Here is a 26944-nt window from a genome sequence, read left to right as displayed (position 1 = left end):
GCGCATAAGACGCGGGAAAGTTACCGGGCGCCACGGAGGTGGCTGAAGTCCAGGGGGACTCTGTGGCTTTGATGTGACACTTACCGGAGTTCAAAGCGGGCCATAGCCCCAGCAACTGCCCCGTAGATGAGGGCGGTTGTGACGACCAGCGCTGCCGAGCGGCCGTCCGGCGGCAGCATCAGTGCCGCCACTCCGGCGGCGCCGACGAAGGCCACGTTGAACAGCACGTCGTACACCGAGAAGATCCGGCCGCGGAAATCGTCGTCGACGGAGGCCTGGACGATCGTGTCCGTGGCGATCTTGGCGCCCTGGGTGATCAGGCCCAGGACGAAGGTGGCCACCAGGAGGGGCCCGGTGGCGAAGGGCAGACCGAGAGCGGGCTCCAGTACGGCGGCGGCGCCGGAGCACACGACGATCCAGCGCCCGGGACCGAGGCGTCCTGCCGCCCACGGCGTCACCGCGGCCGCCGCGAAGAATCCCGCACCCGACAACGCCAGAGCGAGACCGAGCAGCCGGAGGCCCTCCTCGGACGTCGTCGTGAGGGCGTAGCGGCACAGCATGAGCAACAGAACGAGGAGCGCTCCGTAGCAGAAGCGCATCAGCGTCATCGCGGCCAGCGCCCAAGCGGCTTCCCTGCGCCGGGGAGCGGTCAGATGGCGGACGGCCGCTATGAGCGCGCGTGCAGTGTCGGCGAGAGCGGTGCCCATCTGGGGTCGTTGGGGTTGGCGGTCGGGACCGAGGAGCGCGGGCGCGATGGTCAGGGATACCAGGCCGGCACACAGGTAGAGGAAGGCGCCGAGGACCACCACCGCCGCGTCGGAGCCGGACGCCACGAGCCGTACGCCGAAGGCCAGGCCGCCGCCCGCGGTCGCGGCGAGCGTCCCCGCTGTCGGGGACAAGGAGTTGGCGAGCACCAGCCGCTCGGCGTCCACCACGCGGGGCAGGGACGCGGACAGCCCGGCGAGAACGAAGCGGTTGACGGCTGTGACGCACAGTGCGGAGACGTAGAAGAGCCAGGCCGGGACCTGGCTGACCATCAGCGCTGCGGTGACCGCGGCTAGCAGGGCGCGCAGCAGATTGCCGTAGACGAAGACCTGCCGGCGGCGCCAGCGGTCCAGCAGGATGCCGGCGAACGGGCCGACCAGTGAATAGGGGAGCAGGAGGACCGCCATGGCCGAGGCGATGCCGGTGGCGGAGGTCTGCTTCTCCGGCGAGAAGACGACGTACGCGGCGAGCGCGACCTGGTAGACGCCGTCGGCGCCCTGGGACAGGAGGCGGATGTACAGCAGGCGTCGGAAGTACCGCAGGCGCAACAGGACGCGCAGGTCACGGACGACGGGCATGGGGCACAGCCTCACACATGCGGAAGGTCCCCGGGTCAGGGAACCCGGGGACCTTCACAGCCCTGGCAGGAGCGTTCTCGTGCGAGCGATCGGCCGCGGGGCGCCTCAGCGCACTGCGCCGTGCCGGGTCAGCGCTCGACGTCGCCGCGGATGAACTTCTCGACGTTCTCGCGGGCCTCGTCGTCGAAGTACTGAACCGGCGGGGACTTCATGAAGTAGGAGGAGGCCGACAGGATCGGGCCACCGATGCCGCGGTCCTTGGCGATCTTGGCGGCGCGCAGGGCGTCGATGATGACACCGGCGGAGTTCGGGGAGTCCCAGACCTCGAGCTTGTACTCCAGGTTCAGCGGAACGTCACCGAAGGCGCGACCCTCGAGGCGGACGTAGGCCCACTTGCGGTCGTCCAGCCAGGCCACGTAGTCGGACGGGCCGATGTGGACGTTCTTCTCGCCGAGGTCCCGGTCGGGGATCTGGGAGGTGACGGCCTGCGTCTTGGAGATCTTCTTGGACTCCAGGCGCTCGCGCTCGAGCATGTTCTTGAAGTCCATGTTGCCGCCGACGTTCAGCTGCATCGTGCGGTCGAGGATGACACCGCGGTCCTCGAAGAGCTTCGCCATGACGCGGTGCGTGATGGTCGCGCCGACCTGGGACTTGATGTCGTCACCGACGATCGGCACACCGGCCTCGGTGAACTTGTCGGCCCACTCCTTGGTGCCGGCGATGAAGACCGGGAGGGCGTTGACGAAGGCGACCTTCGCGTCGATGGCGCACTGGGCGTAGAACTTCGCCGCGTCCTCGGAGCCGACCGGCAGGTAGCAGACCAGGACGTCGACCTGCTTGTCCTTCAGGATCTGGACGACGTCGACCGGCTCGGCGTCCGACTCCTCGATGGTCTGGCGGTAGTACTTGCCGAGGCCGTCGAGGGTGTGGCCGCGCTGGACGGTGACACCGGTGCTGGGCACGTCGCAGATCTTGATGGTGTTGTTCTCGGAGGCGCCGATCGCGTCCGCGAGGTCGAGGCCGACCTTCTTGGCGTCGACGTCGAACGCGGCGACGAACTCGATGTCGCGCACGTGGTACTCACCGAACTGCACGTGCATCAGGCCGGGGACCTTGGACGCCGGGTCGGCGTCCTTGTAGTACTCGACTCCCTGCACGAGCGACGCGGCGCAGTTGCCCACGCCGACGATGGCTACGCGAACCGAACCCATTCCGGTTGCTCCCTGTGTGTACGAGTGAGGCCCTGAGTGGGTCTCACGTGGCGGTGTCGCCGGGCGTATCCGTCCGGGGGGTGTCCCCGCGACGGGGCAGGTCGCCCGTCGATCCAGTGATGGTGTCCTGCGGAGCGGACCCCCCGGACGCGGAACCTCTCAGGTACCGCCCGGCCCGCTCGCTCTCGATGAGCTCGTTCAGCCAGCGCACTTCGCGCTCCACGGACTCCATTCCGTGGCGCTGGAGCTCGAGTGTGTAGTCGTCGAGGCGCTCCCGCGTGCGCGCCAGGGAGGCGCGCATCTTCTCCAGGCGCTCCTCCAGGCGGCTGCGCCGACCCTCCAGCACACGCATGCGCACATCGCGCGACGTCTGCCCGAAGAAGGCGAAACGCGCGGCGAAATGCTCGTCCTCGTACGCGTCGGGGCCGGTCTGCGAGAGCAGCTGCTCGAAGTGCTCCTTACCTTCTGCCGTCAATCGGTACACGATCTTCGCTCGGCGTCCGGCGAGGGGAACGGCGTCCTCGTGGGTGCTGCCCGGCTCCTCGATCAACCAGCCGTTGGCAACCAGCGTCTTGAGGCAGGGATAGAGGGTTCCGTAGCTGAACGCCCGGAACACACCCAGGGACGTGTTGAGCCGTTTGCGCAGCTCGTAGCCGTGCATCGGGGACTCGCGCAGCAGGCCGAGCACGGCGAACTCGAGGATGCCGGAACGTCGGCTCATCGTCGCCTCCTCTCGTCCCGCTGATCGCTGACGCGGGTCTCACAGTGCCTCTCAGCGTCTTTATCTCGCGCTGATGTATCGACTCGATACATCACGACGATAGAACGGCCTTGCTCAGGCGACAAGGGGGACGACCGTGAACGGGATCACATCACCGATTCATCCGAGGCGGGTTGCCTGTTTTGGGGTGAACTTCGGGGCTCGGCGGGTTTTGGCGGTGCGTAGTCTGTGCGGCATGCAATCCACCGGGAACCAAGTGGCGCCCGGGGAGCGTCGTCATCCCCGGTGCAGTACGGGTGAATACAGAACCGACCACATCCGTACTTCGGGGGGACCGGAAATCAGCCGCCGTTCCAGGCGCGCACGGGTGCGCCTGCCCGAGGAGTAATCGTTCGATGAGCGAGCACCGTCGCAAACCGCCGCAGCCGCAGGGAGGCGGACGTGCCGCGGCCCGACGCGGCCAGTCCGGTTCGTCCCCCGGTCGCCGTGCGGCACCGCGAGGCGCCACCGGGTCTCCCGCCGACTCGTACGGCTACGCACCTTACGGGTCGGAAAACGAGGCAGGGCCCTACGGTGGCCGAGCCGAGGCCCGGCGCGCGGCGCAGAGAGGTGGCCGCCGCCGAGCGGCCGAGCCCGCCGGCCGTGGTGGTCGGCGCGGCGGTCCGGGCGGCCCCAGCGGGCCTGGCCGCGGCGCGGGCCGTGCGGCTCCCCCCGGCAGGAAACGGATCATCGACTATCCGCGTGCCGACAGGTATGGCTGGCGCCGCTGGATGCCGTCCTGGAAGCTCGTCACCGGTCTGTTCATCGGGTTCGTCGGAAGCCTCGTGGCGGTGGCGGGCATCGCGTACGCGATGGTCGTCATTCCCAACGAGGCCGCGGTCGCCAAGGCGCAGAACAACGTCTTCTACTGGTCCGACGGCTCGGTGATGGTCGCGACCGGCGGTGAGGTCAACCGCCAGAACATGAACTTCGCCAGCATCCCCAAGGAGATGCGCTACGCGGTCATCTCGCAGGAGAACAAGACCTTCGAGACCGACAGCGGCGTCGACCCGAAGGGCATCGCGCGTGCCGTCCTGAACATGGCCCGCGGCGGTCAGACACAGGGTGGCTCGACCATCACTCAGCAGTACGTCAAGAACGCGATGCTGAACGACCAGGCACAGACGTTGTCCCGGAAGTTCAAGGAGATCTTCGTCGCGATCAAGGTGGGAGCCCAGGTCCCCAAGGACAAGATCATGGAGGGCTACCTCAACACCACGTACTTCGGCCGCGGTGCCTACGGGCTTCAGGCTGCGTCCCGGGCGTACTTCAACAAGGACGCGACGAAGCTGAACCCGGGTGAGTGCGCCTTCCTCGCGGCGATGGTCAAGGGTGCGACGTACTACGACCCGGCAGGGGCGACTTCCCTCGACGCCTCTGCGACTCCGGAGGCCAACAGCAGGCGGGCCCTGGCGCAGATGCAGGACACTCTTGACAAGATGGTCAAATACGGCCATCTGAGCCCTGCGGAGCGTGCCAAGTACACGACCCTCCCCAAGATCCAGAATCCGCGGTCCAACGGCCAGCTGGGGGGTCAGATCGGCTATCTCGTCGACCTCGCAAAGGCGTACCTGGTCAACAACCCGCAGTCGCACATCACGGCCGACGATCTGCAGAAGGGTGGCTACCAGATCTACACGACCTTCGACAAGAAGAAGGTCAACGCGCTGGAGGCCGCCGTGAAGAACGTCCAGAAGGCGAACATCAAACCCAAGCAGCGGCCCAAGACGGACACCTACGTCCAGTTCGGCGGGGCTTCCGTGGATCCGACCTCGGGTGCCATCAAGGCCATCTACGGCGGTGAGGACGCCACCAAGCACTTCACCGACAACGCCGACTCGACCGGTGCCCAGGTGGGTTCGACGTTCAAGCCGTTCGTGCTGGCGGCGGCCATGCAGTGGGGCGTACGCAACCCGGACGGCCCTGAGGAGCAGCCTCAGGACGAGCGCACGACGGCCTCCCCCAAGAGCCTGTACAGCGGCAAGAACAAGCTCAAGATCAAGCAGTACAACGGACAGGTCTGGACCGACAAGGACGGCAACGAGTGGCTGCAGACCAACGACGGCGGTGAGTCCGTCGGAAAGGCGCCGAACTACAAGATCGACCTTCGCGAGGCGATGCAGTTCTCGGTCAACTCCGCCTATGTCCAGCTGGGCATGGACGTGGGGCTGGACAAGGTCAAGGAGAGTGCCATGGACGCGGGCATTCTCAAGGGCAGCCTGGCCAGCGCCAATTTCCCGTCCTTCTCGATCGGTACGTCGGACCCCAGTGCCATCCGCATGGCCTCCGCCTACTCCACGTTCGCGGCCAGCGGTCAGCAGCGTGATCCCTACTCCGTCGTGAAGGTCAGCGACAAGGACGGGGTGGTCTTCACGCACCAGGACAAGTCCACCGAGGCCTTCACCCCGAACGTCGCCAACAACGTCACCGACGTGCTGAAGACCGTGGTGGACAAGGGCACCGGCACCAAGGCCCAGCTCCCCGGCCGCGACGTCGCCGGTAAGACCGGTACCACGGACGGCAACAAGTCCGCGTGGTTCGTCGGCTACACCCCGCAGCTGTCGACCGCGATCAGCATGTTCCGGTTGGACGACAACGCGAAGAACAAGAACCGGACGTTCCTGGAGATGTACGGAACGGGTGGCCAGGAGAAGATCCACGGTGCCTCGTTCCCGGCCGAGATCTGGCACGACTACATGGCTGAGGCGTTGCAGAACGCGCCGGTCATAAAGTTCCCGGCCCCCCAGCCCATCGGCACGGTGCTCAACGCCGACCCGAGTCCCACACCGACTCCCTCGGTCACTCAGAGCCAGACGACGAGCCCGTCGCCGAGCCCGTCGCCGAGCCGGACCGCTCCGTCTCCGTCCCCGTCCACGAGCGACACCTGCCAGTGGAGCTGGGGCAACCCCTGCAATGGCAACGGCAACGGCAACGGCGGTACGGACACGGGTGGCGTCGACGGAGGCACGGATCCGTCGCCCACTGTCACGGACACGACCGGGACCGGCGGCACTACGCGAGGCAATGGCAACGGAGGCATCTTCGGAGGCCAGACCGGTTAGCCGGCAAGCCTGACCGGTTGGCACCCTTTCGCCCGCCGCGGGTGTTTCACGTGAAACATGGGCCGTCGCACTCCACCAGGTGCGGCGGCCCTCGGCGCTTTCCCAGACAGGTACGGCAGGATGTGCCCCATGCCCAGTGCAGAGATGACGCCCGCGAGCATGCACGAGCCCGAGCGTGTGCGGCCCGCCGCGGCAGAACCGGTGCGACCGACCAGTGAGGACGAGATCGCCAGGGCCGGCAGTGAGCTGATCGGCGGTCCCCTGGGGCGGCGTGCCCTGCTCGGGACCTCCTGGTGGACGCCTGTCCGGGTGGTGGCGCTCGTGGCGATCGGCATGTTCGCCCTCGGCCTGGTCCAGAAGGCACCCTGCTACAACAGTGCCTGGTTCTTCGGTGCGAGCAGTCAGTACACGCACGCCTGCTACTCGGACATCCCGCACCTCTACCAGGGGCGCGGGTTCGCCGACCATCTCGTGCCGTACTTCGACAGGCTCCCGGACGACATGTCCGGCGGCATGGGCTACCTCGAATACCCGGTGCTGACCGGCGTGTTCATGGAGGTGGCGTCCTGGCTGACCCCGCACAGCGGCACCATTCAGCACCAGGAGCAGTGGTACTGGTTCGTCAACGCCGGAATGCTGATGGTGTGCGCGGTCGTCATCGCCGTCTGCGTCGCCCGCACCCACAACCGGCGCCCCTGGGACGGCCTGCTGATCGCCCTCGCACCGGCCTTCGTGCTCACCGCGACCATCAACTGGGACCTGCTGGCGGTGGCTCTCACGGCCGCCGCGATGCTGATGTGGTCCCGGAGCCGTCCCCTCGCCTTCGGCGTCCTCCTGGGCCTCGCCACAGCCGCCAAGCTGTACCCCGTTTTCCTGCTGGGCCCTCTCCTCGTGCTGTGCTGGCGGGCCGGAAAGTGGCGGGAGTTCTTCCAGGCCGTGGGCGGCGCCGTGATCGCCTGGCTCGTGGTGAATCTGCCGGTGATGCTCTTCGCTTTCCAGGGCTGGTCGAAGTTCTACACGTTCAGCCAGGAAAGGGGCGTCGACTTCGGCTCGTTCTGGCTGATCTGGGCGCAGAACTCCAGCAACCCGCCCAGCACCGGCTTCGTGAACACCGCTGCCATGGTGCTGGTGGTCCTGTGCTTCCTCGGCATCGCGGCCCTGGCGTTCACCGCCCCGCGCCGCCCGCGCTTCGCGCAGCTGGCCTTCCTGGTCGTAGCGGCCTTCATCCTGACCAACAAGGTCTACTCCCCGCAGTACGTGCTGTGGCTGGTGCCGCTGGCGGTCCTCGCCCGGCCCAAGTGGCGGGACTTGCTGATCTGGCAGGCGTGCGAGGTGGCGTACTTCCTGGGCATCTGGATGTACCTCGCCTACACGACCAGCGGGGACGCCCATAAGGGTCTGCCGACGCAGGGCTATCACTGGTCGATCGTGCTGCACCTGGCGGGCACGCTGTACCTGTGTGCCGTCGTCGTACGGGACATCCTCATGCCGGAGCGGGACGCGGTGCGACGGTCGGGCGACGACGACCCGTCGGGCGGCGTGCTCGACGGGGCCGAGGACGTCTTCGTGCTCGGAGCGGCGGCCCATCCGCCGCGCCATGCCGCCCACTTCGAGGGGCCATCGGTGGACTGGGGCAAGCCCGCCCCGCCGTCCCCGGAGGAGCGTTCGCTCTGAGCGAACGCACAGCCGGACGGGCATCGAGAAGGCCGTACACGCGCGCTGCGTGTACGGCCTTCTCGCTGTCCTGGGCCGGTCTCGGCGTCCTGCGCCGCCGGGCTCAGCGGTCCACGAGCCGGTCGAACTGCGTGGTGGTGTGCCGCAGATGGGCCACCAGCTCGTCGCCGACCTTCGGCTCCGGTGCGTCCGACGGGACGAACAGGATCGACACCTGCATGTGCGGCGGCTCGGCGAACCAGCGCTGCTTGCCGCCCCAGACGAACGGGGAAAGGTTCCGGTTGACGGTGGCGAGGCCGGCCCGTGCTACGCCCTTGGCGCGCGGCATGACGCCGTGCAGGGCCTTCGGGGCCTCCAGACCCACCCCGTGCGACGTTCCGCCCGCCACGACCACCAGGAAGCCGTCGGAGGCCGCCTTCTGCTGGCGGTAGCCGAACCGGTCGCCCTTGGACACGCGCGTGACGTCCAGCACGGCGCCGCGGTACTCGGTGGCCTCGTGGTCCCCCAGCCACAGCCGCGTGCCGATGCGGGCGCGGAACTGGGTCTGCGGGAACTGCTGCTGGAGGCGGGCGAGTTCGTCGGCCTTGAGATGGCTGACGAACATCGTGTGGAGCGGCAGCCGGGCCGCGCGCAACCGGTCCATCCAGCCGATGACCTCCTCGACGGCGTCCGAGCCGTCGGTGCGGTCCAGCGGCAGATGGATGGCGAAGCCCTCCAGCCGGACGTTCTCTATGGCGTGGTGCAGCTGCGGCAGGTCCTGTTCGCTGATGCCGTGGCGCTTCATCGAGGACATCACCTCGATGACGACACGCGCGCCGACGAGGCCGTACACGCCGTCGACCGACGACACCGAACGCACCACCCGGTCGGGCAGCGGCACCGGCTCCTCGCCGCGCCGGTACGGCGTCAGCACCAGCAGGTCACCGCCGAAGAAGTCCTTGATGCGCGCGGCCTCGTACGTGGTACCGACCGCGAGCAGGTCCGCGCCCAGCCGCGTGGCCTCCTCCGCCAGCCGTTCGTGCCCGAAGCCATAGCCGTTGCCCTTGCAGACCGGGACGAGTCCCGGGAACTGCTCCTGCACATGCTTGTGGTGCGCCCGCCAGCGCGCGGTGTCGACGTAGAGCGTGAGCGCCATGGCCGGACCCGGACCCTTTCTCGTGGCTGCCGTGTATCAGGGGTGTGAGAGCTGTGAAAGCTATGGAATCAAACGCCCGCGGCTCAACGGCGGGACATGTAGATGTCGAGCGCCTTGTGGAGCAGCTTGTTGAGCGGGAAGTCCCATTCGCCGAGGTACTCGGCGGCCTGCCCGCCGGTGCCGACCTTGAACTGGATCAGGCCGAACAGGTGGTCCGTCTCGTCCAGCGAGTCGGAGATGCCGCGCAGGTCGTAGACGGTGGCGCCGAGCGCGTAGGCGTCGCGCAGCATCCGCCACTGCATCGCGTTCGAGGGCCGGACCTCACGGCCGATGTTGTCGGAGGCGCCGTAGGAGTACCAGACGTGCCCGCCGACGATCAGCATCGTCGCCGCCGAGAGGTTCACGCCGTTGTGCCGGGCGAAGTACAGCCGCATACGGTTCGGGTCCTCGGTGTTGAGGGCCGTCCACATGCGCTGGAAGTACGACAGCGGGCGCGGCCGGAAGTGGTCGCGCACAGCTGTGATCTCATACAGCCGCTGCCATTCGGCCAGGTCCTGGTAGCCGCCCTGGACGACCTCGACACCGGCCTTCTCGGCCTTCTTGATGTTGCGGCGCCACAACTGGTTGAAGTTCTTGTGGACCTCTTCCAGCGAGCGGTTGGCCAGCGGCACCTGGAAGACATAGCGCGGCTGCACGTCGCCGAAGCCGGCGCCGCCGTCCTCACCCTGCTGCCAGCCCATCCGGCGCAGCTTGTCCGCCACCTCGAAGGCGCGCGGCTCGATGAAGTCGGCCTCCATGTCGCGCAGTCGCTTGACGTCCTGGTCCTGGATGCCCTTCTTGATCGTCTCCGCGGTCCAGCGGCGGATGATGACCGGGGGGCCCATCTTCACCGAGAAGGCGCCCTGCTGCTTCAGGTGCGCCAGCATCGGCTGGATCCAGTCGTCCAGATTCGGCGCGAACCAGTTGATGACCGGGCCCTCGGGGAGGTACGCGAGGTAGCGCTTGATCTTGGGCAGCTGGCGGTAGAGGACCAGGCCGGCACCGACCATCTCGCCGGTGCGTTCGTCGAACCAGCCCAGGTTCTCCGAGCGCCACTCCGCCTTCACATCGGCCCAGGCCGGGACCTGCATGTGGCTAGCCGCCGGCAGGCTCTGGATGTAGGCCAGATGTTGCTCGCGGCTGATGGTCCTCAGGGTCAGGCTCATGTCGGGGCGCTCCTCGGGCTGGTGTGTCCCCATGGGTACAGGGGCTCCGGCTCTCGCGCCGAAGCCTACTGCGCCTTGCCGGCGCCCCGACTGGGCGTATGGGCCTTGACCCCGGCCGGACGGGCGACCGGGGCGCCCGTGGTGTTCGAAAAGGGCGTCCGTCGGTCGGCCGCCCCTGACCGATCAGCTTCCGATGAGTCCGCCGAACAGTCCGCCGTGGGCCATGCTGATCAGGAAGCCCACTCCAGAGGCGCCGAGGCCGAGGATCAGCCCGAAGCGCTCCCGTGTGGTCACCGAGATCCACTGTCCGTAGATGCCGACGCCGAGGCCCACCAGGCCGGTCCACGAGCTCAGCAGGTGGAGACCGGGGAAGAAGGACGTGATGAAGGACAGGACGCCGAGGACGAACGTGACCCCCATCAGCGCGTCCTGAAGCGGACGGCGCTTGCCGTCCGTGGCGAAGAGGGAACCGGCGACGTTGGGATGCATTGCCTGTGCCATGGGCACCTCCTGCGGAAGGCGGCGCAGAGTAGCGCCGTACACACCCGACGTGTACAGGGTGACTGCCCTCCCGGCCGGATTTCAACCGGAAGCGGGTGTGCGGGTAGTCTGTAGCGTCTGCACCGGTGTCTGCCCAGACCTGTCCAGGTAACACTGCGGGATCCCCTCAGAGGCCCCCGATTGTCAGTGGTGGCCGATACCGTTGCGTACGCATCACAACCCTCCTGCCACGGAACGACCGTGGCCGCTGAGTCCAAAGGAGGTGGGTTCCACATGCGTCACTACGAGGTGATGGTCATCCTCGACCCCGATCTCGAGGAGCGTTCGGTCTCCCCGCTGATCGAGAACTTCCTGTCCGTCGTCCGTGACGGTGGCGGCAAGGTTGAGAAGGTCGACACCTGGGGCCGTCGTCGTCTCGCCTACGAGATCAAGAAGAAGCCCGAGGGCATCTACTCGGTCATCGACCTGCAGGCCGAGCCTGCGGTCGTCAAGGAGCTCGACCGCCAGATGAACCTGAACGAGTCGGTCCTCCGGACCAAGGTCCTCCGCCCCGAGACCCACTGAGCTTTCCCGCTCAGCTGATCTCGGGATTCGAGTAGCAAGCAAGCAGCCAGAGCAAACCCGCCGAGAGGTTCCCCATGGCAGGCGAGACCGTTATCACGGTCATCGGCAATCTTGTCGACGACCCCGAGCTGCGCTTCACCCCGTCCGGTGCGGCGGTCGCGAAGTTCCGCGTCGCGTCCACTCCCCGCACCTTCGACCGCCAGACGAACGAGTGGAAGGACGGCGAGAGCCTCTTCCTGACCTGCTCGGTCTGGCGTCAGGCGGCGGAGAACGTCGCCGAGTCGCTCCAGCGAGGCATGCGCGTCATCGTGCAGGGCCGGCTGAAGCAGCGGTCCTACGAGGACCGTGAGGGCGTCAAGCGCACGGTCTACGAGCTGGACGTCGAGGAAGTCGGCCCCAGCCTGCGCAACGCCACGGCCAAGGTCACCAAGACCGCCGGGGGTGGCGCTCGCGGTGGCCAGGGCGGTTACGGCGGCGGCGGCCAGCAGGGCGGCGGCTGGGGCGGTGGCCCCGGTGGCGGCCAGCAGGGCGGCGGCGCTCCGGCCGACGACCCGTGGGCGACCGGCGCTCCCGCCGGTGGCAACCAGGGTGGCGGCGGCTGGGGCGGCGGCTCCGGCGGCGGTGGCGGCTACTCGGACGAGCCCCCGTTCTAAAGGGCTCGCATCCCCACTTCTTGATCACACAGGAGAAACACCATGGCGAAGCCGCCTGTGCGCAAGCCGAAGAAGAAGGTCTGCGCTTTCTGCAAGGACAAGGTCACGTACGTGGACTACAAGGACACGAACATGCTGCGGAAGTTCATTTCCGACCGCGGCAAGATCCGTGCCCGCCGCGTGACCGGCAACTGCACGCAGCACCAGCGTGACGTCGCCACGGCCGTCAAGAACAGCCGTGAGATGGCGCTGCTGCCCTACACGTCCACCGCGCGCTAAGGGAAGGGTGACCGACTCATGAAGATCATCCTCACCCACGAGGTCTCCGGCCTCGGTGCCGCGGGCGATGTCGTCGACGTCAAGGACGGTTACGCTCGCAACTACCTGATCCCGCGGAAGTTCGCTATCCGCTGGACCAAGGGCGGCGAGAAGGACGTCGAGCAGATCCGCCGCGCTCGCAAGATCCACGAGATCCAGACCATCGAGCAGGCCAACCAGATCAAGGCCCAGCTCGAGGGCGTGAAGGTCCGCCTGGCCGTCCGCTCCGGCGACTCCGGCCGTCTCTTCGGTTCCGTCACCCCGGCCGACATCGCATCCGCGATCAAGGCTTCCGGTGGCCCCGAGGTCGACAAGCGTCGCATCGAGCTGTCCGCCCCGATCAAGACCCTGGGCGGCCACGAGACGTCGGTGCGTCTGCACCCCGAGGTTGCCGCCAAGGTCAACATCGAGGTCGTCGCGGCGTGACGCTGCGCTCGGTTTGAGCAGCTGAGAGAAGGGCCGTCCCCTATGGGGGCGGCCCTTCTTCGCGTCCGGCCTCCTATGCGGAGGCGGCATGTTTCACGTGAAACAGGGACACGTTGTGCCTCTGTCGAGTTGCTCAGCGGGTCGCGCCGGTGACGATCCAGCGACCCGAACGGGTTCGCAGCCACAGAGTCAGCATGCGGATGGTCATCATCAGCGTCATCGCGCCCCACAATGCGGTGAGCCCCCCGCCGAACGAGGGGATGAGCAGGGCGACGGGAGCGAAGACCGCGAGGGTGACCACCATGGCCCCGGCCAGGTACGGACCGTCGCCGGCGCCCATCAGCACTCCGTCCAGCACGAAGACGATCCCGCAGACGGGCTGCGAGAGCGCCACCATCAGCAGGGCGGGCAGGGCCGCATCCTTGACCACGAAGTCGCTGGTGAACAGCGGCAGGAAGAGCGGACGTGCGGCCACGACCAGAAGACCGAGGACCACGCCGGTCGCGACGCCCCACCGGACCATGCGGCGGCAGGCCTCACGCGCTCCGTGGGCGTCGTTCGCACCGAGATAGCGGCCGATGATGGCCTGTCCCGCGATCGCTATCGCGTCGAGTGCGAAGGCAAGCAGGCTCCACAGGGACAGGATGATCTGGTGGGCAGCGATGTCGGCGTCGCCCAGATGCGCCGCGACCGCTGTCGCGATCATCAGGATCGCCCGCAGCGAGAGTGTGCGGACCAGGAGGGGGACACCCGCCTGCGCCGAGGCCCGGATTCCGGCGGCGTCAGGGCGGAGGGAAGCCCCATGCCGACGGGCGCCGCGGACGACGACGGTCAGATAGACCGCCGCCATGCCGCACTGTGCGATGACGGTGCCCCAGGCAGAACCGGCGATGCCGAGCCCGGCTCCGTAGACGAGTCCCGCATTGAGCGCGCCGTTGGCGATGAAGCCCGCGCCGGCGACGACGAGAGGGGTTCTGGTGTCCTGCAGCCCGCGGAGCACTCCCGTTGCGGCGAGGACGATGAGCATGGCCGGGATGCCCAGCGAGGAGATGCGCAGATACGGCGTGGCGTAAGGCGCTGCGGTCGTGGAGGCACCGAAGAGCTCCACGATGCCGGGAGCCAGGGGGAGGACGACGGCGATGACTCCGATGCCGAGCAGCAAGGCCAGCCAGATGCCGTCCATGCCCTGGCGAATGGCGGCCTGCAGATTGCCCGCGCCGACGCGGCGGGCCACAGCGGCGGTGGTGGCGTAGGCGAGGAAGACGAAGACGCTCACCGCGGTGGTGAGGAGTGCTGAGGCAACGCCGAGACCGGCGAGCTGAGCAGTCCCGAGATGGCCGACGATCGCACTGTCCGCCATGACGAAGAGCGGCTCGGCGACGAGCGCGCCGAAGGCCGGCACGGCCAGCGCGACGATCTCTCTGTCGTGCCGCCGGCTGGTGGCCTTGGATACCGCGGGAGCCTGGGTCATGGGCGCTAATCTAATCGTCCACAGGTAAGTGATGCAAATACTCAATGACCCTTACTCTCCTTCGCGGTGCACGTCCTCTCGCGCGTCGTTCGAGGTGATCTTGGCCTGAGGGGGGAAGTTTTTCTTCTGCACAGCCGGTGGACGGTAAAAGTGCAGGTCAGATGGTTCCGTCCAGAGGGATGGAGGGCTTGTTCACAAGGCTGTCCACCGGGTCGTGCACAGGTTTCGAGGAGTTCTCCACAGCATCGGGGCCGTCGTCCACATGGCCTGTGGATAACCAGATTGGCTGACGGTGCCGAGGGGCCTACCGTGGTCCGGCGCCCGCTTCTTCCCCGGGCCCGGGGGACCTCTCTTTCCCGGCCCTGGAACCGTCACAAAACCGACGCACCGTAACCGGAGCAGGGCCTCTCAGTTGTCAGTGCCGTGCCGTACAAAAGAGGGCACGGCGAGGTCCGCCGTGCGGACGGGAGGAGGTGGCTCGGTGAGCATTTCCGAGCCCTTGGACGATCCGTGGGCCGACGCCGGACCCAGTGATCGTCTGCCGGCCTCCCGTCGCCGCGGTGACGGCGGCCGGGGTCGTGACGAACAGCACGACCGGGGCCGGGAGAACGCCTCCTGGGACGGCGGCGGCTCCTCCTTCGAGCGGGTGCCGCCGCAGGACCTGGACGCCGAGCAGTCGGTACTGGGCGGCATGCTGCTGTCCAAGGACGCCATCGCCGACGTCGTCGAGATCCTCAAGGGCCACGACTTCTACAAGCCCGCGCACGAGACGATCTACCAGGCGATCCTGGACGTCTACGCCAAGGGCGAGCCGGCCGACCCGATCACCATCGCCGCCGAACTCACCAAGCGCGGTGAGATCAACAAGGTCGGCGGCGCCGCGTATCTGCACAGCCTCGTCCAGACCGTGCCGACGGCGGCCAACGCCGAGTACTACGCGGAGATCGTCCATGAGCGCGCGGTGCTCCGCCGCCTGGTCGAAGCCGGCACGCGCATCACACAGATGGGATACGCGGCCGACGGCGACGTGGACGAGATCGTCAACCGCGCCCAGGCCGAGATCTACGCCGTCACCGAGCAGCGCACCAGCGAGGACTACCTGCCGCTCGGCGACATCATGGAAGGCGCCCTCGACGAGATCGAGGCAATCGGCTCGCGCAGCGGCGAAATGACCGGTGTGCCGACCGGCTTCACCGACTTCGACTCGCTGACGAACGGATTGCACCCGGGCCAGATGATCGTCATCGCGGCCCGGCCCGCGATGGGTAAGTCGACACTCGCGCTGGACTTCGCGCGCGCCGCCTCGATCAAGCACAACCTGCCGAGCGTCATCTTCTCCCTCGAGATGGGCCGCAACGAGATCGCGATGCGTCTGCTGTCCGCCGAGGCCCGGGTCGCCCTGCACCACATGCGGTCCGGCACGATGACCGACGAGGACTGGACCAGGCTCGCCCGCCGCATGCCGGACGTCTCGGCCGCGCCCCTGTACATCGACGACTCCCCCAACCTGTCGATGATGGAGATCCGCGCCAAGTGCCGGCGCCTGAAGCAGCGCAACGACCTGAAGCTGGTCGTCATCGACTACCTCCAGCTGATGCAGTCCGGTGGCTCCAAGCGCGCCGAGAGCCGTCAGCAGGAGGTCTCGGACATGTCCCGTAACCTCAAGCTGCTTGCCAAGGAGCTGGAGATCCCGGTCATCGCGCTCTCCCAGCTCAACCGTGGCCCTGAGCAGCGCACCGACAAGAAGCCCATGGTCTCCGACCTGCGTGAGTCGGGCTCCATCGAGCAGGACGCCGACATGGTCATCCTGCTGCACCGTGAGGACGCGTACGAGAAGGAGTCCCCGCGTGCGGGCGAGGCCGACCTGATCGTGGCCAAGCACCGAAATGGCCCGACAGCGACGATCACCGTCGCCTTCCAGGGCCACTACTCCCGCTTCGTGGACATGGCCCAGACCTGATCCGAGACCGGCCCGGGACGGCACATGGAACCCGGGGGAAATGCGCTCGACGTTCCCCGTCACAGCAGGTGGACTGGGCTCATGACGTCATCTCAGGAAGAGCTCCTCCCCGGAACGCGCCGCGCGCTGCTGCACCGGATCGCCGTGGCACAGACCGACGGGCGGGCGCCGTCACTGGTCGCTGCTGTCGTACGGGGCGGTCGGGCCGTGTGGCACGGGGCGCGGACCGCGGTGGACGGACACGGGCCGGACGAGACCGTGCAGTACCGGATCGGGTCCATCACCAAGACCTTCACGGCAGTCCTGGTGATGCGGCTGCGTGACGAGGGGCTGCTCGACCTCGGTGATCCGCTCGAGAAACACCTGCCGGACACCGGCGCAGGCGAGGCGACGATCGCCGAACTGCTCGCGCACACCGCAGGGTTGGCGGCCGAGTCGCCCGCGCCCTGGTGGGAGCGGACGCCGGGCACCCTGCGCCCCGAGCTGAGCGATGTGCTCGGCGAACACCCCCTACTGCACCCCGTCGGCCGACGGCACCACTATTCCAACCCCGGTTATACGGTGCTCGGCGCGCTGGTGGAGCAGCTGCGCGGCGCTTCCTGGGAGGAGGTGTTGCGCAGCGAGATCCTCGAGCCGCTCGGCCTGCGCCGCACGAGCTCGCAACCGCAGGACCCGCACGCCGGGGGATGGGCGGTGCATCCGTGGGCGGACGCGATGCTGCCGGAGCCGCTGGAGGACCTGGGCAGAATGGCGCCGGCCGGCCAGTTGTGGTCGACCACGGGGGACCTGGCGCGGTTCGCCGCGTTTTTGGCCGTCGGTGATGACCGGGTCCTGAGCGCGGAGTCGGTGCGGGAGATGCGCACGCCCGCGGCACCCGCCGAGGCGGCTGACGTCTTGGACGGGATCACCTACGGCCTCGGTCTGCAGATCCAGCGCCGTGACGGCCGTCTCCTGATCGGGCACTCCGGTTCGCTGCCGGGCTTTCTGGCCAACCTCACCATCAGCGTCGAGGACGACGTGGCGGCGGTGGTGCTCGCCAACTGCACCAGTGGACCGCTGCTGGGAACGGTGGGTGCCGACCTCGTACGGATCGTGGCCGAGGCGGAGCCGCGGATCCCTGAACCCTGGCGACCGCTGCGCGAGGTCGATCCGGCGGTCCTGCAGATGGCGGGGCAGTGGTACTGGGGGACCAACGCGTTCGGCCTGCGGGTGAACGCCGATGGCCTGCTCGCGCTCGCCCCACTGACCGGCAGTGGTCGGCGCGCCCGTTTCCGCTCCAACGGTGACGGTACCTGGACGGGCCTGGAGGGCTACTTCGCCGGAGAACTGCTGAGGCCCGTACGACGCGCGGACGGCGTCCTGAGCCACCTCGACCTCGGCTCCTTCGTGTTCACCCGGCAGCCGTACGACGCGGAGGCGCCGGTCCCCGGAGGAGTGGATCCGGAGGGGTGGCGAGGTATTCGCTAGCCCATGGGCGACGGGGTGCGTTTCACGTGAAACACACCCCGTCCTCTCGTGGTCTGCGGCCGTCAGAGCCGCAGTTTGAAGCCCTCGTGCGTGGCGCTGAAGCCGAGCCGTTCGTAGAAGCGGTGGGCGGCCGTGCGTGTCTTGTCGGAGGTCAGCTGCACCATCCGGCAGTCGAGCCGGCGAGCGGTGTCGATAGCCCACTCGATGAGCAGGCTGCCCAGGCCGCTGCCCCGTTCGTCGGCGTGGATGCGTACCGCCTCGATGAGCGCTCGGGTCATGCCCTTGTGGGAGAGCCCGGGAATGATCGTGAGCTGAAGCGTGCCGATCACGCGGCCGTCACGGACGGCGACGACGAGGCGCTGGTTCGGGTCGGCGACCAGGCGCTCCAGCGCGGCCCGATAAGGGGTCATGTCGTCGAGGCACTCGCGCTGAGCCCCCAGCGGATCGTCGGCGAGCATGGCGACGATCGCCGGAAGGTCGTCGGCGGTCGCACGTCGTATGTCAAGATCTCCCACGCTCGCACCCTACGCCGGTACGTTCAGGGACTCCACGACCTTGACGAGCGGGGTCAGTTCCGGGTTCCTGGAGGCTTCGTCCAAGGCCTCGCGCAGGGCGGCGTCGTTGGTGGGTCGAGCCTCCTCGAGTAGCCGCAGCCCCGCCTCGGTGACGTTCGTGTAGATGCCGCGCCGGTCAGTGGGGCACAGATAGCGCTCGAGCAGCCCCCGGTCCTCCAACCGGGTCACCAGGCGCGTGGTGGCGCTCTGACTGAGGACGACCGCGTCGGCGACCTGCTTCATCTGAAGATGGCCGCCCTCACCGTTGTGCTGGCGGCTCAGCACATCGAGCAGGGAGTACTCGCGCACGCTCAGGTCGTGCTTCGCCTGCAGGGCGCGCTCGATGTGCGCCTCGATTCTTCCGTGCAGCGCAGAGAGGGCGCACCAGCCCTGCGCGAGCGCGGTGAGCGCGGGGTCCGTCGCTGTCATTGGCGTTTTCCTCCGTCCCGGAGCGGCTGCATCAAGGGTAGAGCACGCCTGCAATAGTGCGCGCTTGCCATTAACCCGCGCCTGCAATTATTGTGAACGCACATAAAGCGCTCCTGCAATCGTCTGGGAAGGTGTACCCCTCCATGCCTCTCGCGCTTCTGGCCCTCGCGATCGGGGCCTTCGGAATCGGAACGACCGAGTTCGTGATCATGGGCTTGCTGCCCCAGGTCGCGGGCGACTTCGGGGTCTCCATCCCCACGGCGGGCTTGCTCGTGACGGGCTACGCGCTCGGCGTCGTCATCGGTGCCCCGCTGATGACCGTGCTCGGTACCAAGGTCGCGCGCAAGCGCATGCTGATGCTGCTGATGGGCCTGTTCATCGCCGGGAACCTGCTCTCCGCAATGGCCCCCGCCTTCGCGATCATGCTGATCGGACGCGTGGTCGCCTCGCTCGCGCACGGTGCCTTCTTCGGCATCGGCTCGGTCGTCGCGGCCGAGCTGGTGGCACCCCACAAGAAGGCCGGCGCCATCGCCATGATGTTCACCGGCCTGACCGTCGCCAATGTGGTCGGTGTTCCGCTCGGCACGCTCATCGGCCAGCACGTCGGCTGGCGCGTCACCTTCGCCATCGTCGCCGCCCTCGGGGTCATCGGGCTCGTCGGCGTCGCCAAGCTGGTGCCCGAGCTGCCGCGGCCCGAAGGCGTGCACCTGCGGCACGAGCTGGCCGCCTTCAAGAACGCCCAGGTCCTGCTCGCCATGGCGATGACCGTTCTCGGCTTCGGTGGTGTCTTCGCGGCCATCACCTACATCGCGCCGATGATGACGCACATCGCGGGCTTCGCCGACGGCTCGGTCACCTGGCTGCTGGTCCTGTTCGGCGTCGGCATGGTCGGCGGCAACCTCGTCGGAGGCAAGTTCGCCGACCGCGCCCTGATGCCGATGCTGTACGTCTCCCTGGGTGCCCTGGCCCTCGTCCTGGCCCTGTTCACGGTCACCGCGCACAACAAGATCGCGGCAGCCGTGACCATCGCCCTGATCGGCGCCCTGGGCTTCGCGACCGTACCGCCGCTGCAGAAGCGTGTCCTCGACCAGGCGCACGGTGCGCCGACGCTGGCGTCGGCCGTGAACATCGGCGCCTTCAACCTTGGCAACGCGCTGTCCGCCTGGCTCGGTGGCATCGTGATCGCGGCCGGCTTCGGCTACACGGCCCCCAACTGGGTCGGCGCCGCCCTCGCCGCGGCCGCCCTGGTCCTCGCCGTCCTCTCGGCCATGCTGGAGCGCCGTGAGGGTGCCCGCAGCACCGTCGTCGGTTCCCGGACGTCCGCCGGTCAGCAGACGCCGGTGCACCACTGAACCCGCGGACCACCGCGCGCCCCACCACCCGTATCCCACGGACCTCCGCACCGAGGACGATCTCCGGTGCGGCCAGCACCCCACACCAGCAACACCTGAGGAGAGAACCTCCATGAGCACCACCGCCCTCGCCCCGCTGTCCATCGAGGACGCCGAACTGCTCGTCACCACGGCCCGCCGCGCGGCCGAAGAAGCCGGGGTCACCGTCAGCATCACCGTTCTGGACGCCGGCGGCCATCTGCTCGCCTTCCGCCGGGACGACCGGGCCGTGCTGATCTCCGGCGAGACCAGCACCCGCAAGGCCTACACGGCACTCCAGCTGAACACCCCCACCGCCGAACTGGTCGACGCCGTTCAGCCCGGCGGCCTCTTCCACACGCTGCCCACGGCCCTCGACCGGCCTCTGCTGTTCATCGCGGGCGGTGTGCCCCTCCACCGGGACGGCCGGCTGATCGGCGCCATCGGCGTCGGCGGCGGCATGCCGGAGCAGGACCACGGCTTCGCCACAGCGGCCGTGCAGGCACTCGCCTGATCCCCGCCCGAGACGGGCAACGCCGGCCCCGCCGTCCGATGCGGCGGGGCCGGCGTTCGTCGTATGTCAGCTCAGCCCGCGGCCACCGTCAGCGGTGCGAAGCGCCGGGTCCAGTCCCCCGGAAGGTCCGTGATGCCGTACGTCATCACGGCGTTGATGGCCACGGAGGCGAGTCCCCGGGTCTTCGCCCAAGCGAGCAGCTTCTCGTGACGCATGTCGATGTCGGTGCGCAGTGGACGGTCCGTACGGGCCGCCAACGAGGTGATGAGAGCCTGAGCGGTCTCGGTGTCCCGTGCGATCAGCGGACCGATGACATGGGTGTCCATATTGGGCCATGCGGCCGTGTAGCCGACGATCCGGCCGTCCTCCTCGGCCACCCGCAACTGGTCGGCGAAGGCGGGCAGCCGGGTGATCAGGGGAGTGCGGTCGGCGCCGAACACCTCCTCGTCCAGGCGCAGGATCGCAGGAAGGTCCTCGGCGGTGGCGGCGCGCGTGAGCACGCCGGATTCCGGGCCGCCGGGGATGAAGCGGCCGGTCAGCATCTCTGCCCGACCCGTCACCTTGAAACCCAGTTCCTCATACAGGGGACGACCGTTGGGCGTGGCGTGAAGGGTGAGCGGGGTGGTCCCCATGGTCGATACGACATGGCGCATCAAGCGGCGCCCGACGCCCTGCCGAGCATGGCGTTCGGCCACCAGAACCATGCCGATGGCCCCGAGATCCAGGCGCTCCCACGAGCCGTACTCTGTGACGACGCACGCGGCGACGAGACCGCCCTGGGGATCGTCGATGCCGAAGCCCTTTCCTGCCGCGAGAAGGAACCCCCACTTGTGTTCCTCCCGTGGCCACCCCCGGTCCTCGGACAAGTCGGCGCAGGCGGTGAGGTCGCGAAGCGTCAGGCGGCGGATGGGCAGAGCAGCGAGGGAAGGAGTCGACACGCAGGTCAGGCTGTCCGACCGGCAGCCCCGACGTCCACCCGTTTCGGTGTAGACACACATGCTTTTGGCCATGCCGTGGCCATATGCACAACCTGTGGACAGCGGGTGGTGTTTCACGTGAAACATCGGTGGCCCGGCTAGCCTCGGGCCATGGCGAGACTTCATCTCTTCGATCTCGACGGCACCTTGCTGCACGGCAGTACCGCACCGGTGGAGATATCCCGCCAGTTGGGCCTGGAGGCGGAGACCGCGGCGCTGGACCGGGCGATAGCCGAGGGGCGGATCGATCCACCCGAGTACGCGGCGCAGGTGTATGCCTTGTGGGTCGACCTGACCGAGGCGCACGTCAGTGCCGCATTCGAGGCAGCTCCTTGGTTGGCCCGCATCCGAGAGGTCTGGGCCGAGATCAGGGACGCGGGTGAGTACTGTGCGGTGGTGTCGCTCTCGCCGTCCTTCTTCGTGGAACGCCTTCTCGCCTGGGGTGCTCACGCGGCGCATGGGTCCCGCTTTCCGGCCGTGCCGTTCACCGAGCCCGTCGATCCGGCTGGGGCGCTCAGCGCCGCGGCCAAGGTGACCGTCGCGGACCGGCTGTGTATGGAGTTCGGGGTGGCGCGGGCGGACTGCGTGGCGTACGGCGACTCGTTGTCGGACAAAGATTTGTTTGCTGCCGTACCGGTCTCCGTGGCAGTCAACGCGGACGCCCATCTGGCCGGACTCGCGACCCACACCTACACGGGACGGGATCTGTGGGAAGCCTATGAATTGGCTCGCCTGACGGGTAGTTGACGGACCTCATGGTTCGCACCCTTGCCCGATTCGTGAGGAAGGCAGGGGGGACTTGTGCACGTGGCGATGGCCGGTAGGGTCGACTTCGGTTCACGTCCGGGATGGATTCCATATCCCGTGCGGGCCGAGAGCAGGGCTAGCAGCCTAACGGGACGGAGTACACGAAACCCGCGTTTCCGGGTGCGCGCCCGCGGCGTCCGATCGGGATGGGAAGCTGCGGAGAGCGCGATGGCTGGCCGCTCGCCGGGGGAAAGCATGCACCTTGCGGTGATGAGGTGCGCAGACCGACCGAAAGACGTTCGAGGCGAGGGCACACCATGGACGCTCCGACCACCACGTCGGGGGAGAACGGCATGCCGGGCGGGGGCGGCTGGTTCACTCCGCGCAAGACAGCAACGGCTCCGCCTCCGGACGCTGACCGAGCGACGCACGACGACCCCCTCCCGGCGCCGGCCCCACGGCCGGTGGACCCGGTGGCCCCTCAGCCGTTCGAGGTGCCGGCGGCACAGCGCGTCCCGACTCAGCACCTGCCATTGGCCGTCGAGGAGGGGTCACCGGACGCCATCCTCATACGTCGCACACTCTCCGAGATAGGCCCGATAGCCGACAAGGTCACCTCCTATTTCTACGCGCTGCTCTTCGTCCGCCATCCCGACCTCCGGGCGCTGTTCCCGCCGGCGATGGACACCCAGCGGGACCGCCTGCTGAAGGCTCTGCTCACGGCGGCCGAGCATCTGGACAACACCCCCGTCCTCGTCGACTACCTGCGGAACCTCGGCCGCGGACACCGCAAGTACGGGACACGTGCCGAGCACTACCCGGCAGTCGGCGAGTGTCTGATCGGCGCGTTGAGCAAGTACGCCACCACCGTCTGGAGCCCGGAGGTCGAAGCGGCCTGGGTGCGTGCCTACACGACGATGTCCCAGGTCATGATCGACGCCGCGGCGGCGGACGAGCTGCGGTCCCCGGCCTGGTGGCATGCCGAGATCGTCACGCACGACCTCAGAACCCCTGACGTCGCGATCCTGACGATCCGCCCGGACCAGCCCTATCCCTTCCTCGCCGGCCAGTACGCGAGTGTGGAGACGCCGTGGTGGCCACGGGTGTGGCGGCACTACTCCTTCGCCTCCGCGCCCCGCTCGGACGGCCTGCTGACCTTCCATGTGAAGGCCGTACCGGCCGGCTGGGTCTCCAACGCGCTGGTGCACCGTGCTCGGCCCGGGGACGTCATACGTCTCGGGCCGCCGACCGGCTCCATGACCGTCGACCACACGACCGACAGCGGACTGCTCTGCCTGGGCGGCGGCACCGGCATAGCGCCCATCAAGGCCATGGTCGAGGACGTCGCCGAGCGCGGAGCACGCCGGCCTGTCGAGGTGTTCTACGGCGCCCGCACCGACCACGACCTCTACGACATCGACACCATGCTCCGGCTCCAGCAGAGCCACCCCTGGCTGTCGGTCCGGGCGGTCATCGACCAGCAGGCCCACCTCCAGCTCCCGGACGCCCTGCGCGGCTCCGGTCCCTGGACCGAGTACGACGCCTACCTCTCGGGGCCGCCCGGAATGATCCGTAGCGGAGTCGACACCCTCCGGGACATCGGCATCCCGACGAGCCGCATACGGCACGATTCGGTGGAGGAGCTCGTCGTCGGCGGCTGAGCGCGCTAACCGAGGTCGGGAGCGTGCATGGCGCGCACCCCCTCGATATTGCCGTCCAGGTAGTGGCGCAGGGACAGTGGGACCAGGTGGACGGATGCAATGCCGACGCGCGTGAAGGGGACACGGACGATCTCGTATTCACCGGCCGGCTCATCCACTTCGGGGCCATGTCGCAGGCCCGGGTCCATGGACTCCAGTCGGCAGACGAAGAAGTGCTGCACCTTCACGCCGGTCGCGCCGCCGTCCTCGCCGATGTGTTCGACGGTGTCCACGAAGCACGGCACCACATCGGTGATCTTGGCGCCGAGTTCCTCGGACACCTCACGGTGCAGGGCGTCCACGACGGTCGGATCTCCGGGCTCGACCCCGCCCCCAGGAGTGACCCAGTAGGGATCGACACCGGGCTTGGTGCGTTTGATCAGGATCAGGTCGTCACCGTCCAGAAGGACGGCACGGGCGGTGCGCTTGACCACGGGTCGGACGGTCATGGGAGAAATGTGGCCCGGCTGGTTCCACGTGAAACATCGCAAAGCGTCACTGCTCGACCGCTGTGCGTGGAGGGGGTGCTGAACGGCCTCAGCACCATGCCGTGGCCGCCCGCTGAAGCCACTCGTGGGCCCGCGCTATATGGGGCATGGCGAGGGTGCCGGTGCGGACCGCCAGGAAGTAGGTGCGCAGCGGAGGCACCGCCGGGTTGTGCAGGGCCGCGATCGTGCCGGCGCCGAGGGCCGTGGCGCACAGATAGCGGGGCAGCACCGCGAGTCCGGCACCTGCGACCGCGCAGGAGAGCACCGCTCGTAGATCCGGGACGATGATCGTGCCCGAGGCCGCCGGGCGGGAGTCGAAGACGGAGGCCCAGTAGCGGGCGACGAAGGGCAGCGACTCGTGGACTTCGACGACGGGCAGATCCTCCAGCGCCGGCGCTCCCTCAAGCCGCAAGGCCTCCGCACCGATCCGCTCCGCCCAGCGTGGAGCGGCGACCAGCACGTGTTCCTCGTCGCAGAGCGGAGTCGCGGTGAGCAGCTCGCCACGCGGGCGGGCCGTGGTGATGGCCAGATCATGATGTCCGGAGGCGAGCCCCTCCAGGGCTTCCTCCGCCGTGCCGAAGGAGGCGCGCAGCGCGAATCCCTGGCCGTCGTCGCCGGTCAGCTCCGTAAGGGCGGGCAGCGCACGTTCGGCGATGAATTCGGGCGGACCGGCGAGGTGCAGGGTCCTGAGCGAGGACTCGTCGTCCAGGCCGCTCTCGGCTATCTCCACCAGGGCGTCGAGATGGGGAGCGGCCTTGTGCGCGAGCTCGTCGCCGATGGTCGTCGGGGTCACTCCACGGGCCTGACGGAGGAAGAGAGGACTGCCCAGCTGCCGTTCCAGTGTGCGGATCTGTGAGGTGACGGCGGGCTGGGAGAGGCCGAGCAAGGCGGCGGCCCGGGTGAAGGAACCAGCCCGGTGCACAGTGACGAAGGTGCGCAGCAAGGCCAGGTCCATGGCGTGCCCTCCCCAATCCCTGCCTCCTCCGGCCCCCAGGCAGGTCCCAACTATAAATAAGTCGATAGGTCTCTGTCGCTAGCGTGATTGGACACTGACACAGAGTCAACTAGCCTTGTGCACGCGGTTCTCGGCGCGCGGAACCGATGACGGTCCGAGCCACGAGGGGGGAGGCTCGGACCGTCGTGCGCCGTCATCGGGAGGACACGCAAGGGCTCACTCGGCGGACTCGTCCAGCGCCCGGAGCACGTCAGCGATCAGGTCCTGGGGGTCCTCGGCGCCCACGGACATGCGGATGAAGCCCTCCGGGACCGCGTCCCCGCCCCAGCGGCGGCGGCGCTCGGCCGTCGAACGCACCCCGCCGAAGCTTGTCGCGTCCTCCACCAGGTGCAGGGCCTGAAGAAAACGTTCGGCACGCGCGCGTGTGGGCAGCGTGAAGGAGACCACGCAACCGTAGCGGCGCATCTGCTGTGAGGCGATCTTGTGCGAGGGGTCGTCGGGCAGTCCGGGATAGCGCAGGTCGGACACCTCCGGTCGCTGCTTCAGGGTCTCGGCGACCGCGAGGGCGGTGGCGTTCTGCCGCTCGACGCGCAGCTGGAGCGTGGCGATGGACCGGTGTGCGAGCCAGGCCTCCATGGGACCGGAGATGGCCCCAACGATCTTGCGCCAGCGTCGGACGGCGGCCATCGCCTCGGTGTCGCGGCCGGTGACGTAGCCCAGCAGCACATCGCCGTGGCCGGTGAGCTGCTTGGTGCCGCTGGCCACGGAGAAGTCGGCTCCCAGCTCCAGCGGGCGCTGCCCGAGCGGGGTGGCGAGGGTGTTGTCGACGGCCACCAGGGCGCCCTGCGCGTGGGCCGCCACCACCAGCCGCCGGATGTCGCACACGTCGAGCCCCGGGTTCGACGGGGTCTCGAGCCACAGCAGCCGGGCGCCCTCGAGGACGTCCAGCTGGGCGTCGCCACCGGTGGGGGCGGTGCGCACCTCGATGCCGTACGCCTCCAGCTGCGCGCGGACGAGCGGCAGGACCTGGTAGCCGTCGGACGGCAGCACGACCGCGTCGCCGGCACGCAGCTGGGAGAAGAGCACGGAGGAGATCGCTGCCATGCCGGATGCGAAGACGAGCGTTTCGACGTCGACGCGTCCGGGCGCCTCCAGCTCGCCGATGGCGCGCTCCAGCAGCGTCCAGGTCGGGTTGTCGTCACGGCCGTACGAGTACGGGCCCGTCACCTCGCCGGGCAGGTGGAAGTGCGCGGCGAACACCGGGCCGGGCAGGGTCGGCTCGTGCTTGACCGGCTCGGGCAGTCCTGCGCGTACGGCGCGCGTGCCTTCGCCGGTACGACCCTCGTCCTTGGTGGTGTCGCTCATGCGGCCCTACCTTCTTTCGCACGGCCCGGTCGTTCGCGACGATGGGGTCGCGCGAGCGGGGCAGGGATGGGTTTCATGCTGGCTGCCGTCGATGG

25 protein-coding genes are annotated in these 26944 nt (G+C 68.4%); 12 read left to right on the top strand and 13 right to left on the bottom strand.

The genetic code is table 11. From position 1 onward, the window contains the following. Positions 1-80: 80 nt before the first annotated feature. The 3 genes from AB0L59_RS13050 to AB0L59_RS13040 form a co-directional block, all read right to left on the bottom strand. Positions 81-1343, bottom strand: a complete 1263-nt coding sequence (locus tag AB0L59_RS13050) for an MFS transporter (protein WP_365582255.1) — start codon at positions 1341-1343, stop codon at positions 81-83. A gap of 128 nt (positions 1344-1471) precedes the next feature. Beyond that, a complete protein-coding gene (locus tag AB0L59_RS13045) occupies positions 1472-2554 on the bottom strand; it encodes an inositol-3-phosphate synthase (RefSeq protein WP_365582253.1) in 1083 nt (360 codons plus the stop codon). A 43-nt stretch (positions 2555-2597) separates the two neighbouring features. Further along, a complete protein-coding gene (locus AB0L59_RS13040) occupies positions 2598-3275 on the bottom strand; it encodes a helix-turn-helix transcriptional regulator (RefSeq protein WP_365582251.1) in 678 nt (225 codons plus the stop codon). A 395-nt stretch (positions 3276-3670) separates the two neighbouring features. On the opposite strand from AB0L59_RS13040, the gene AB0L59_RS13035 reads away from it, so the two are divergent. Continuing rightward, the gene (locus AB0L59_RS13035) at positions 3671-6376 is read left to right on the top strand and encodes a transglycosylase domain-containing protein (RefSeq protein ID WP_365582249.1); all 2706 of its coding nucleotides are present in this window, start codon (positions 3671-3673) and stop codon (positions 6374-6376) included. 129 nt (positions 6377-6505) lie between these two features. Continuing rightward, on the top strand, positions 6506-8050 hold the full coding sequence (locus AB0L59_RS13030; protein ID WP_365582247.1) for a glycosyltransferase 87 family protein: 1545 nt from the start codon (positions 6506-6508) through the stop codon (positions 8048-8050). A gap of 103 nt (positions 8051-8153) precedes the next feature. Here the strand turns inward: AB0L59_RS13030 and AB0L59_RS13025 are convergent, their stop codons facing one another. The 3 genes from AB0L59_RS13025 to AB0L59_RS13015 all read right to left on the bottom strand — a co-directional run bounded on the left by AB0L59_RS13025 (position 8154) and on the right by AB0L59_RS13015 (position 10891). After that, positions 8154-9185, bottom strand: a complete 1032-nt coding sequence (locus AB0L59_RS13025) for an alanine racemase (protein WP_365582245.1) — start codon at positions 9183-9185, stop codon at positions 8154-8156. Positions 9186-9268: 83 nt separating this feature from the next. Continuing rightward, positions 9269-10390 carry a peptidoglycan bridge formation glycyltransferase FemX gene (gene femX, locus AB0L59_RS13020; protein ID WP_365582243.1) on the bottom strand — a complete coding sequence of 374 codons (1122 nt, stop codon included), beginning with the start codon at positions 10388-10390 and terminating at the stop codon, positions 9269-9271. Between the two features lie 183 nt (positions 10391-10573). Next, positions 10574-10891 (bottom strand): hypothetical protein, encoded by a 318-nt coding sequence (locus tag AB0L59_RS13015; protein WP_365582241.1) that lies wholly within the window; start codon positions 10889-10891, stop codon positions 10574-10576. 273 nt (positions 10892-11164) lie between these two features. Between AB0L59_RS13015 and rpsF the strand changes: the two genes are divergently transcribed. From rpsF to rplI, 4 genes are all read left to right on the top strand, one after another. Further along, on the top strand, positions 11165-11455 hold the full coding sequence (rpsF, locus tag AB0L59_RS13010; protein WP_009189556.1) for a 30S ribosomal protein S6: 291 nt from the start codon (positions 11165-11167) through the stop codon (positions 11453-11455). A 74-nt stretch (positions 11456-11529) separates the two neighbouring features. Next, positions 11530-12108, top strand: coding sequence for a single-stranded DNA-binding protein (locus tag AB0L59_RS13005; protein ID WP_365582239.1), 579 nt, complete (start codon positions 11530-11532; stop codon positions 12106-12108). Positions 12109-12150: 42 nt separating this feature from the next. Then, positions 12151-12387 carry a 30S ribosomal protein S18 gene (rpsR, locus tag AB0L59_RS13000; RefSeq protein ID WP_003949403.1) on the top strand — a complete coding sequence of 79 codons (237 nt, stop codon included), beginning with the start codon at positions 12151-12153 and terminating at the stop codon, positions 12385-12387. An 18-nt stretch (positions 12388-12405) separates the two neighbouring features. Then, complete coding sequence (gene rplI, locus AB0L59_RS12995; protein ID WP_365582238.1) at positions 12406-12852, top strand: 50S ribosomal protein L9; 447 nt, start codon at positions 12406-12408, stop codon at positions 12850-12852. Between the two features lie 133 nt (positions 12853-12985). On the opposite strand, the gene AB0L59_RS12990 is transcribed toward rplI, so the two are convergent. Then, complete coding sequence (locus tag AB0L59_RS12990) at positions 12986-14323, bottom strand: MATE family efflux transporter (RefSeq protein ID WP_365582236.1); 1338 nt, start codon at positions 14321-14323, stop codon at positions 12986-12988. 481 nt (positions 14324-14804) lie between these two features. On the opposite strand from AB0L59_RS12990, the gene dnaB reads away from it, so the two are divergent. Both dnaB and AB0L59_RS12980 read left to right on the top strand, forming a co-directional pair. After that, positions 14805-16283: a replicative DNA helicase gene (dnaB, locus tag AB0L59_RS12985; RefSeq protein WP_365582234.1), complete on the top strand. Its 1479-nt coding sequence runs from the start codon at positions 14805-14807 to the stop codon at positions 16281-16283. An 81-nt stretch (positions 16284-16364) separates the two neighbouring features. Then, positions 16365-17750 (top strand): serine hydrolase domain-containing protein, encoded by a 1386-nt coding sequence (locus AB0L59_RS12980; RefSeq protein WP_365582232.1) that lies wholly within the window; start codon positions 16365-16367, stop codon positions 17748-17750. Positions 17751-17812: 62 nt separating this feature from the next. Here AB0L59_RS12980 and AB0L59_RS12975 read toward each other — a convergent pair whose 3' ends face one another. Both AB0L59_RS12975 and AB0L59_RS12970 read right to left on the bottom strand, forming a co-directional pair. Next, positions 17813-18265: a GNAT family N-acetyltransferase gene (locus tag AB0L59_RS12975; protein ID WP_365582230.1), complete on the bottom strand. Its 453-nt coding sequence runs from the start codon at positions 18263-18265 to the stop codon at positions 17813-17815. 9 nt (positions 18266-18274) lie between these two features. Continuing rightward, on the bottom strand, positions 18275-18733 hold the full coding sequence (locus AB0L59_RS12970) for a MarR family transcriptional regulator (RefSeq protein ID WP_365582228.1): 459 nt from the start codon (positions 18731-18733) through the stop codon (positions 18275-18277). 143 nt (positions 18734-18876) lie between these two features. Here AB0L59_RS12970 and AB0L59_RS12965 point away from each other — a divergent pair, with 143 nt between their 5' ends. Beyond that, complete coding sequence (locus tag AB0L59_RS12965) at positions 18877-20085, top strand: MFS transporter (protein ID WP_365582226.1); 1209 nt, start codon at positions 18877-18879, stop codon at positions 20083-20085. A 112-nt stretch (positions 20086-20197) separates the two neighbouring features. Then, entirely contained in the window at positions 20198-20617 is a 420-nt protein-coding gene (locus tag AB0L59_RS12960) for a heme-binding protein (RefSeq protein ID WP_365582224.1), read from the top strand. A 71-nt stretch (positions 20618-20688) separates the two neighbouring features. On the opposite strand, the gene AB0L59_RS12955 is transcribed toward AB0L59_RS12960, so the two are convergent. Then, a complete protein-coding gene (locus AB0L59_RS12955; RefSeq protein WP_365582222.1) occupies positions 20689-21555 on the bottom strand; it encodes a GNAT family N-acetyltransferase in 867 nt (288 codons plus the stop codon). A gap of 150 nt (positions 21556-21705) precedes the next feature. Here AB0L59_RS12955 and AB0L59_RS12950 point away from each other — a divergent pair, with 150 nt between their 5' ends. Further along, a complete protein-coding gene (locus AB0L59_RS12950) occupies positions 21706-22341 on the top strand; it encodes a haloacid dehalogenase-like hydrolase (protein WP_365582220.1) in 636 nt (211 codons plus the stop codon). Between the two features lie 317 nt (positions 22342-22658). Further along, a complete protein-coding gene (locus tag AB0L59_RS12945) occupies positions 22659-24002 on the top strand; it encodes a globin domain-containing protein (RefSeq protein ID WP_365582218.1) in 1344 nt (447 codons plus the stop codon). 5 nt (positions 24003-24007) lie between these two features. On the opposite strand, the gene AB0L59_RS12940 is transcribed toward AB0L59_RS12945, so the two are convergent. The 3 genes from AB0L59_RS12940 to AB0L59_RS12930 form a co-directional block, all read right to left on the bottom strand. After that, a complete protein-coding gene (locus AB0L59_RS12940; protein WP_365582216.1) occupies positions 24008-24490 on the bottom strand; it encodes an NUDIX hydrolase in 483 nt (160 codons plus the stop codon). Between the two features lie 88 nt (positions 24491-24578). After that, on the bottom strand, positions 24579-25484 hold the full coding sequence (locus AB0L59_RS12935; protein ID WP_365582214.1) for a LysR family transcriptional regulator: 906 nt from the start codon (positions 25482-25484) through the stop codon (positions 24579-24581). Between the two features lie 216 nt (positions 25485-25700). Further along, the gene (locus AB0L59_RS12930) at positions 25701-26849 is read right to left on the bottom strand and encodes a cystathionine gamma-lyase (protein ID WP_365582212.1); all 1149 of its coding nucleotides are present in this window, start codon (positions 26847-26849) and stop codon (positions 25701-25703) included. Between the last annotated feature and the right edge of the window lie 95 nt (positions 26850-26944).

Origin of the sequence: Streptomyces sp. NPDC052109 (assembly GCF_040680195.1) — a bacterium.
Lineage (GTDB): Bacteria > Actinomycetota > Actinomycetes > Streptomycetales > Streptomycetaceae > Streptomyces.
This window is presented reverse-complemented; position numbering and strand designations above follow the sequence as displayed.

Excerpts from the sequence above, each read along its gene's own strand:
- AB0L59_RS12960 (WP_365582224.1), top strand. The coding sequence starts at position 20,198 with ATGAGCACCACCGCCCTCGCCCCGCTGTCCATCGAGGACGCCGAACTG.
- AB0L59_RS13005 (WP_365582239.1), top strand. The coding sequence starts at position 11,530 with ATGGCAGGCGAGACCGTTATCACGGTCATCGGCAATCTTGTCGACGAC.
- AB0L59_RS12935 (WP_365582214.1), bottom strand. The coding sequence starts at position 25,484 with ATGGACCTGGCCTTGCTGCGCACCTTCGTCACTGTGCACCGGGCTGGT.
- AB0L59_RS13040 (WP_365582251.1), bottom strand. The coding sequence starts at position 3,275 with ATGAGCCGACGTTCCGGCATCCTCGAGTTCGCCGTGCTCGGCCTGCTG.
- AB0L59_RS12930 (WP_365582212.1), bottom strand. The coding sequence starts at position 26,849 with ATGAGCGACACCACCAAGGACGAGGGTCGTACCGGCGAAGGCACGCGC.
- AB0L59_RS13015 (WP_365582241.1), bottom strand. The coding sequence starts at position 10,891 with ATGGCACAGGCAATGCATCCCAACGTCGCCGGTTCCCTCTTCGCCACG.
- AB0L59_RS12980 (WP_365582232.1), top strand. The coding sequence starts at position 16,365 with ATGACGTCATCTCAGGAAGAGCTCCTCCCCGGAACGCGCCGCGCGCTG.
- rpsR (WP_003949403.1), top strand. The coding sequence starts at position 12,151 with ATGGCGAAGCCGCCTGTGCGCAAGCCGAAGAAGAAGGTCTGCGCTTTC.
- AB0L59_RS12970 (WP_365582228.1), bottom strand. The coding sequence starts at position 18,733 with ATGACAGCGACGGACCCCGCGCTCACCGCGCTCGCGCAGGGCTGGTGC.
- rpsF (WP_009189556.1), top strand. The coding sequence starts at position 11,165 with ATGCGTCACTACGAGGTGATGGTCATCCTCGACCCCGATCTCGAGGAG.
- femX (WP_365582243.1), bottom strand. The coding sequence starts at position 10,390 with ATGAGCCTGACCCTGAGGACCATCAGCCGCGAGCAACATCTGGCCTAC.
- rplI (WP_365582238.1), top strand. The coding sequence starts at position 12,406 with ATGAAGATCATCCTCACCCACGAGGTCTCCGGCCTCGGTGCCGCGGGC.
- AB0L59_RS12945 (WP_365582218.1), top strand. The coding sequence starts at position 22,659 with ATGGACGCTCCGACCACCACGTCGGGGGAGAACGGCATGCCGGGCGGG.
- AB0L59_RS13050 (WP_365582255.1), bottom strand. The coding sequence starts at position 1,343 with ATGCCCGTCGTCCGTGACCTGCGCGTCCTGTTGCGCCTGCGGTACTTC.
- AB0L59_RS13025 (WP_365582245.1), bottom strand. The coding sequence starts at position 9,185 with ATGGCGCTCACGCTCTACGTCGACACCGCGCGCTGGCGGGCGCACCAC.
- AB0L59_RS13045 (WP_365582253.1), bottom strand. The coding sequence starts at position 2,554 with ATGGGTTCGGTTCGCGTAGCCATCGTCGGCGTGGGCAACTGCGCCGCG.
- AB0L59_RS12990 (WP_365582236.1), bottom strand. The coding sequence starts at position 14,323 with ATGACCCAGGCTCCCGCGGTATCCAAGGCCACCAGCCGGCGGCACGAC.
- AB0L59_RS12950 (WP_365582220.1), top strand. The coding sequence starts at position 21,706 with ATGGCGAGACTTCATCTCTTCGATCTCGACGGCACCTTGCTGCACGGC.
- AB0L59_RS13030 (WP_365582247.1), top strand. The coding sequence starts at position 6,506 with ATGCCCAGTGCAGAGATGACGCCCGCGAGCATGCACGAGCCCGAGCGT.
- AB0L59_RS13035 (WP_365582249.1), top strand. The coding sequence starts at position 3,671 with ATGAGCGAGCACCGTCGCAAACCGCCGCAGCCGCAGGGAGGCGGACGT.
- AB0L59_RS12965 (WP_365582226.1), top strand. The coding sequence starts at position 18,877 with ATGCCTCTCGCGCTTCTGGCCCTCGCGATCGGGGCCTTCGGAATCGGA.
- AB0L59_RS12940 (WP_365582216.1), bottom strand. The coding sequence starts at position 24,490 with ATGACCGTCCGACCCGTGGTCAAGCGCACCGCCCGTGCCGTCCTTCTG.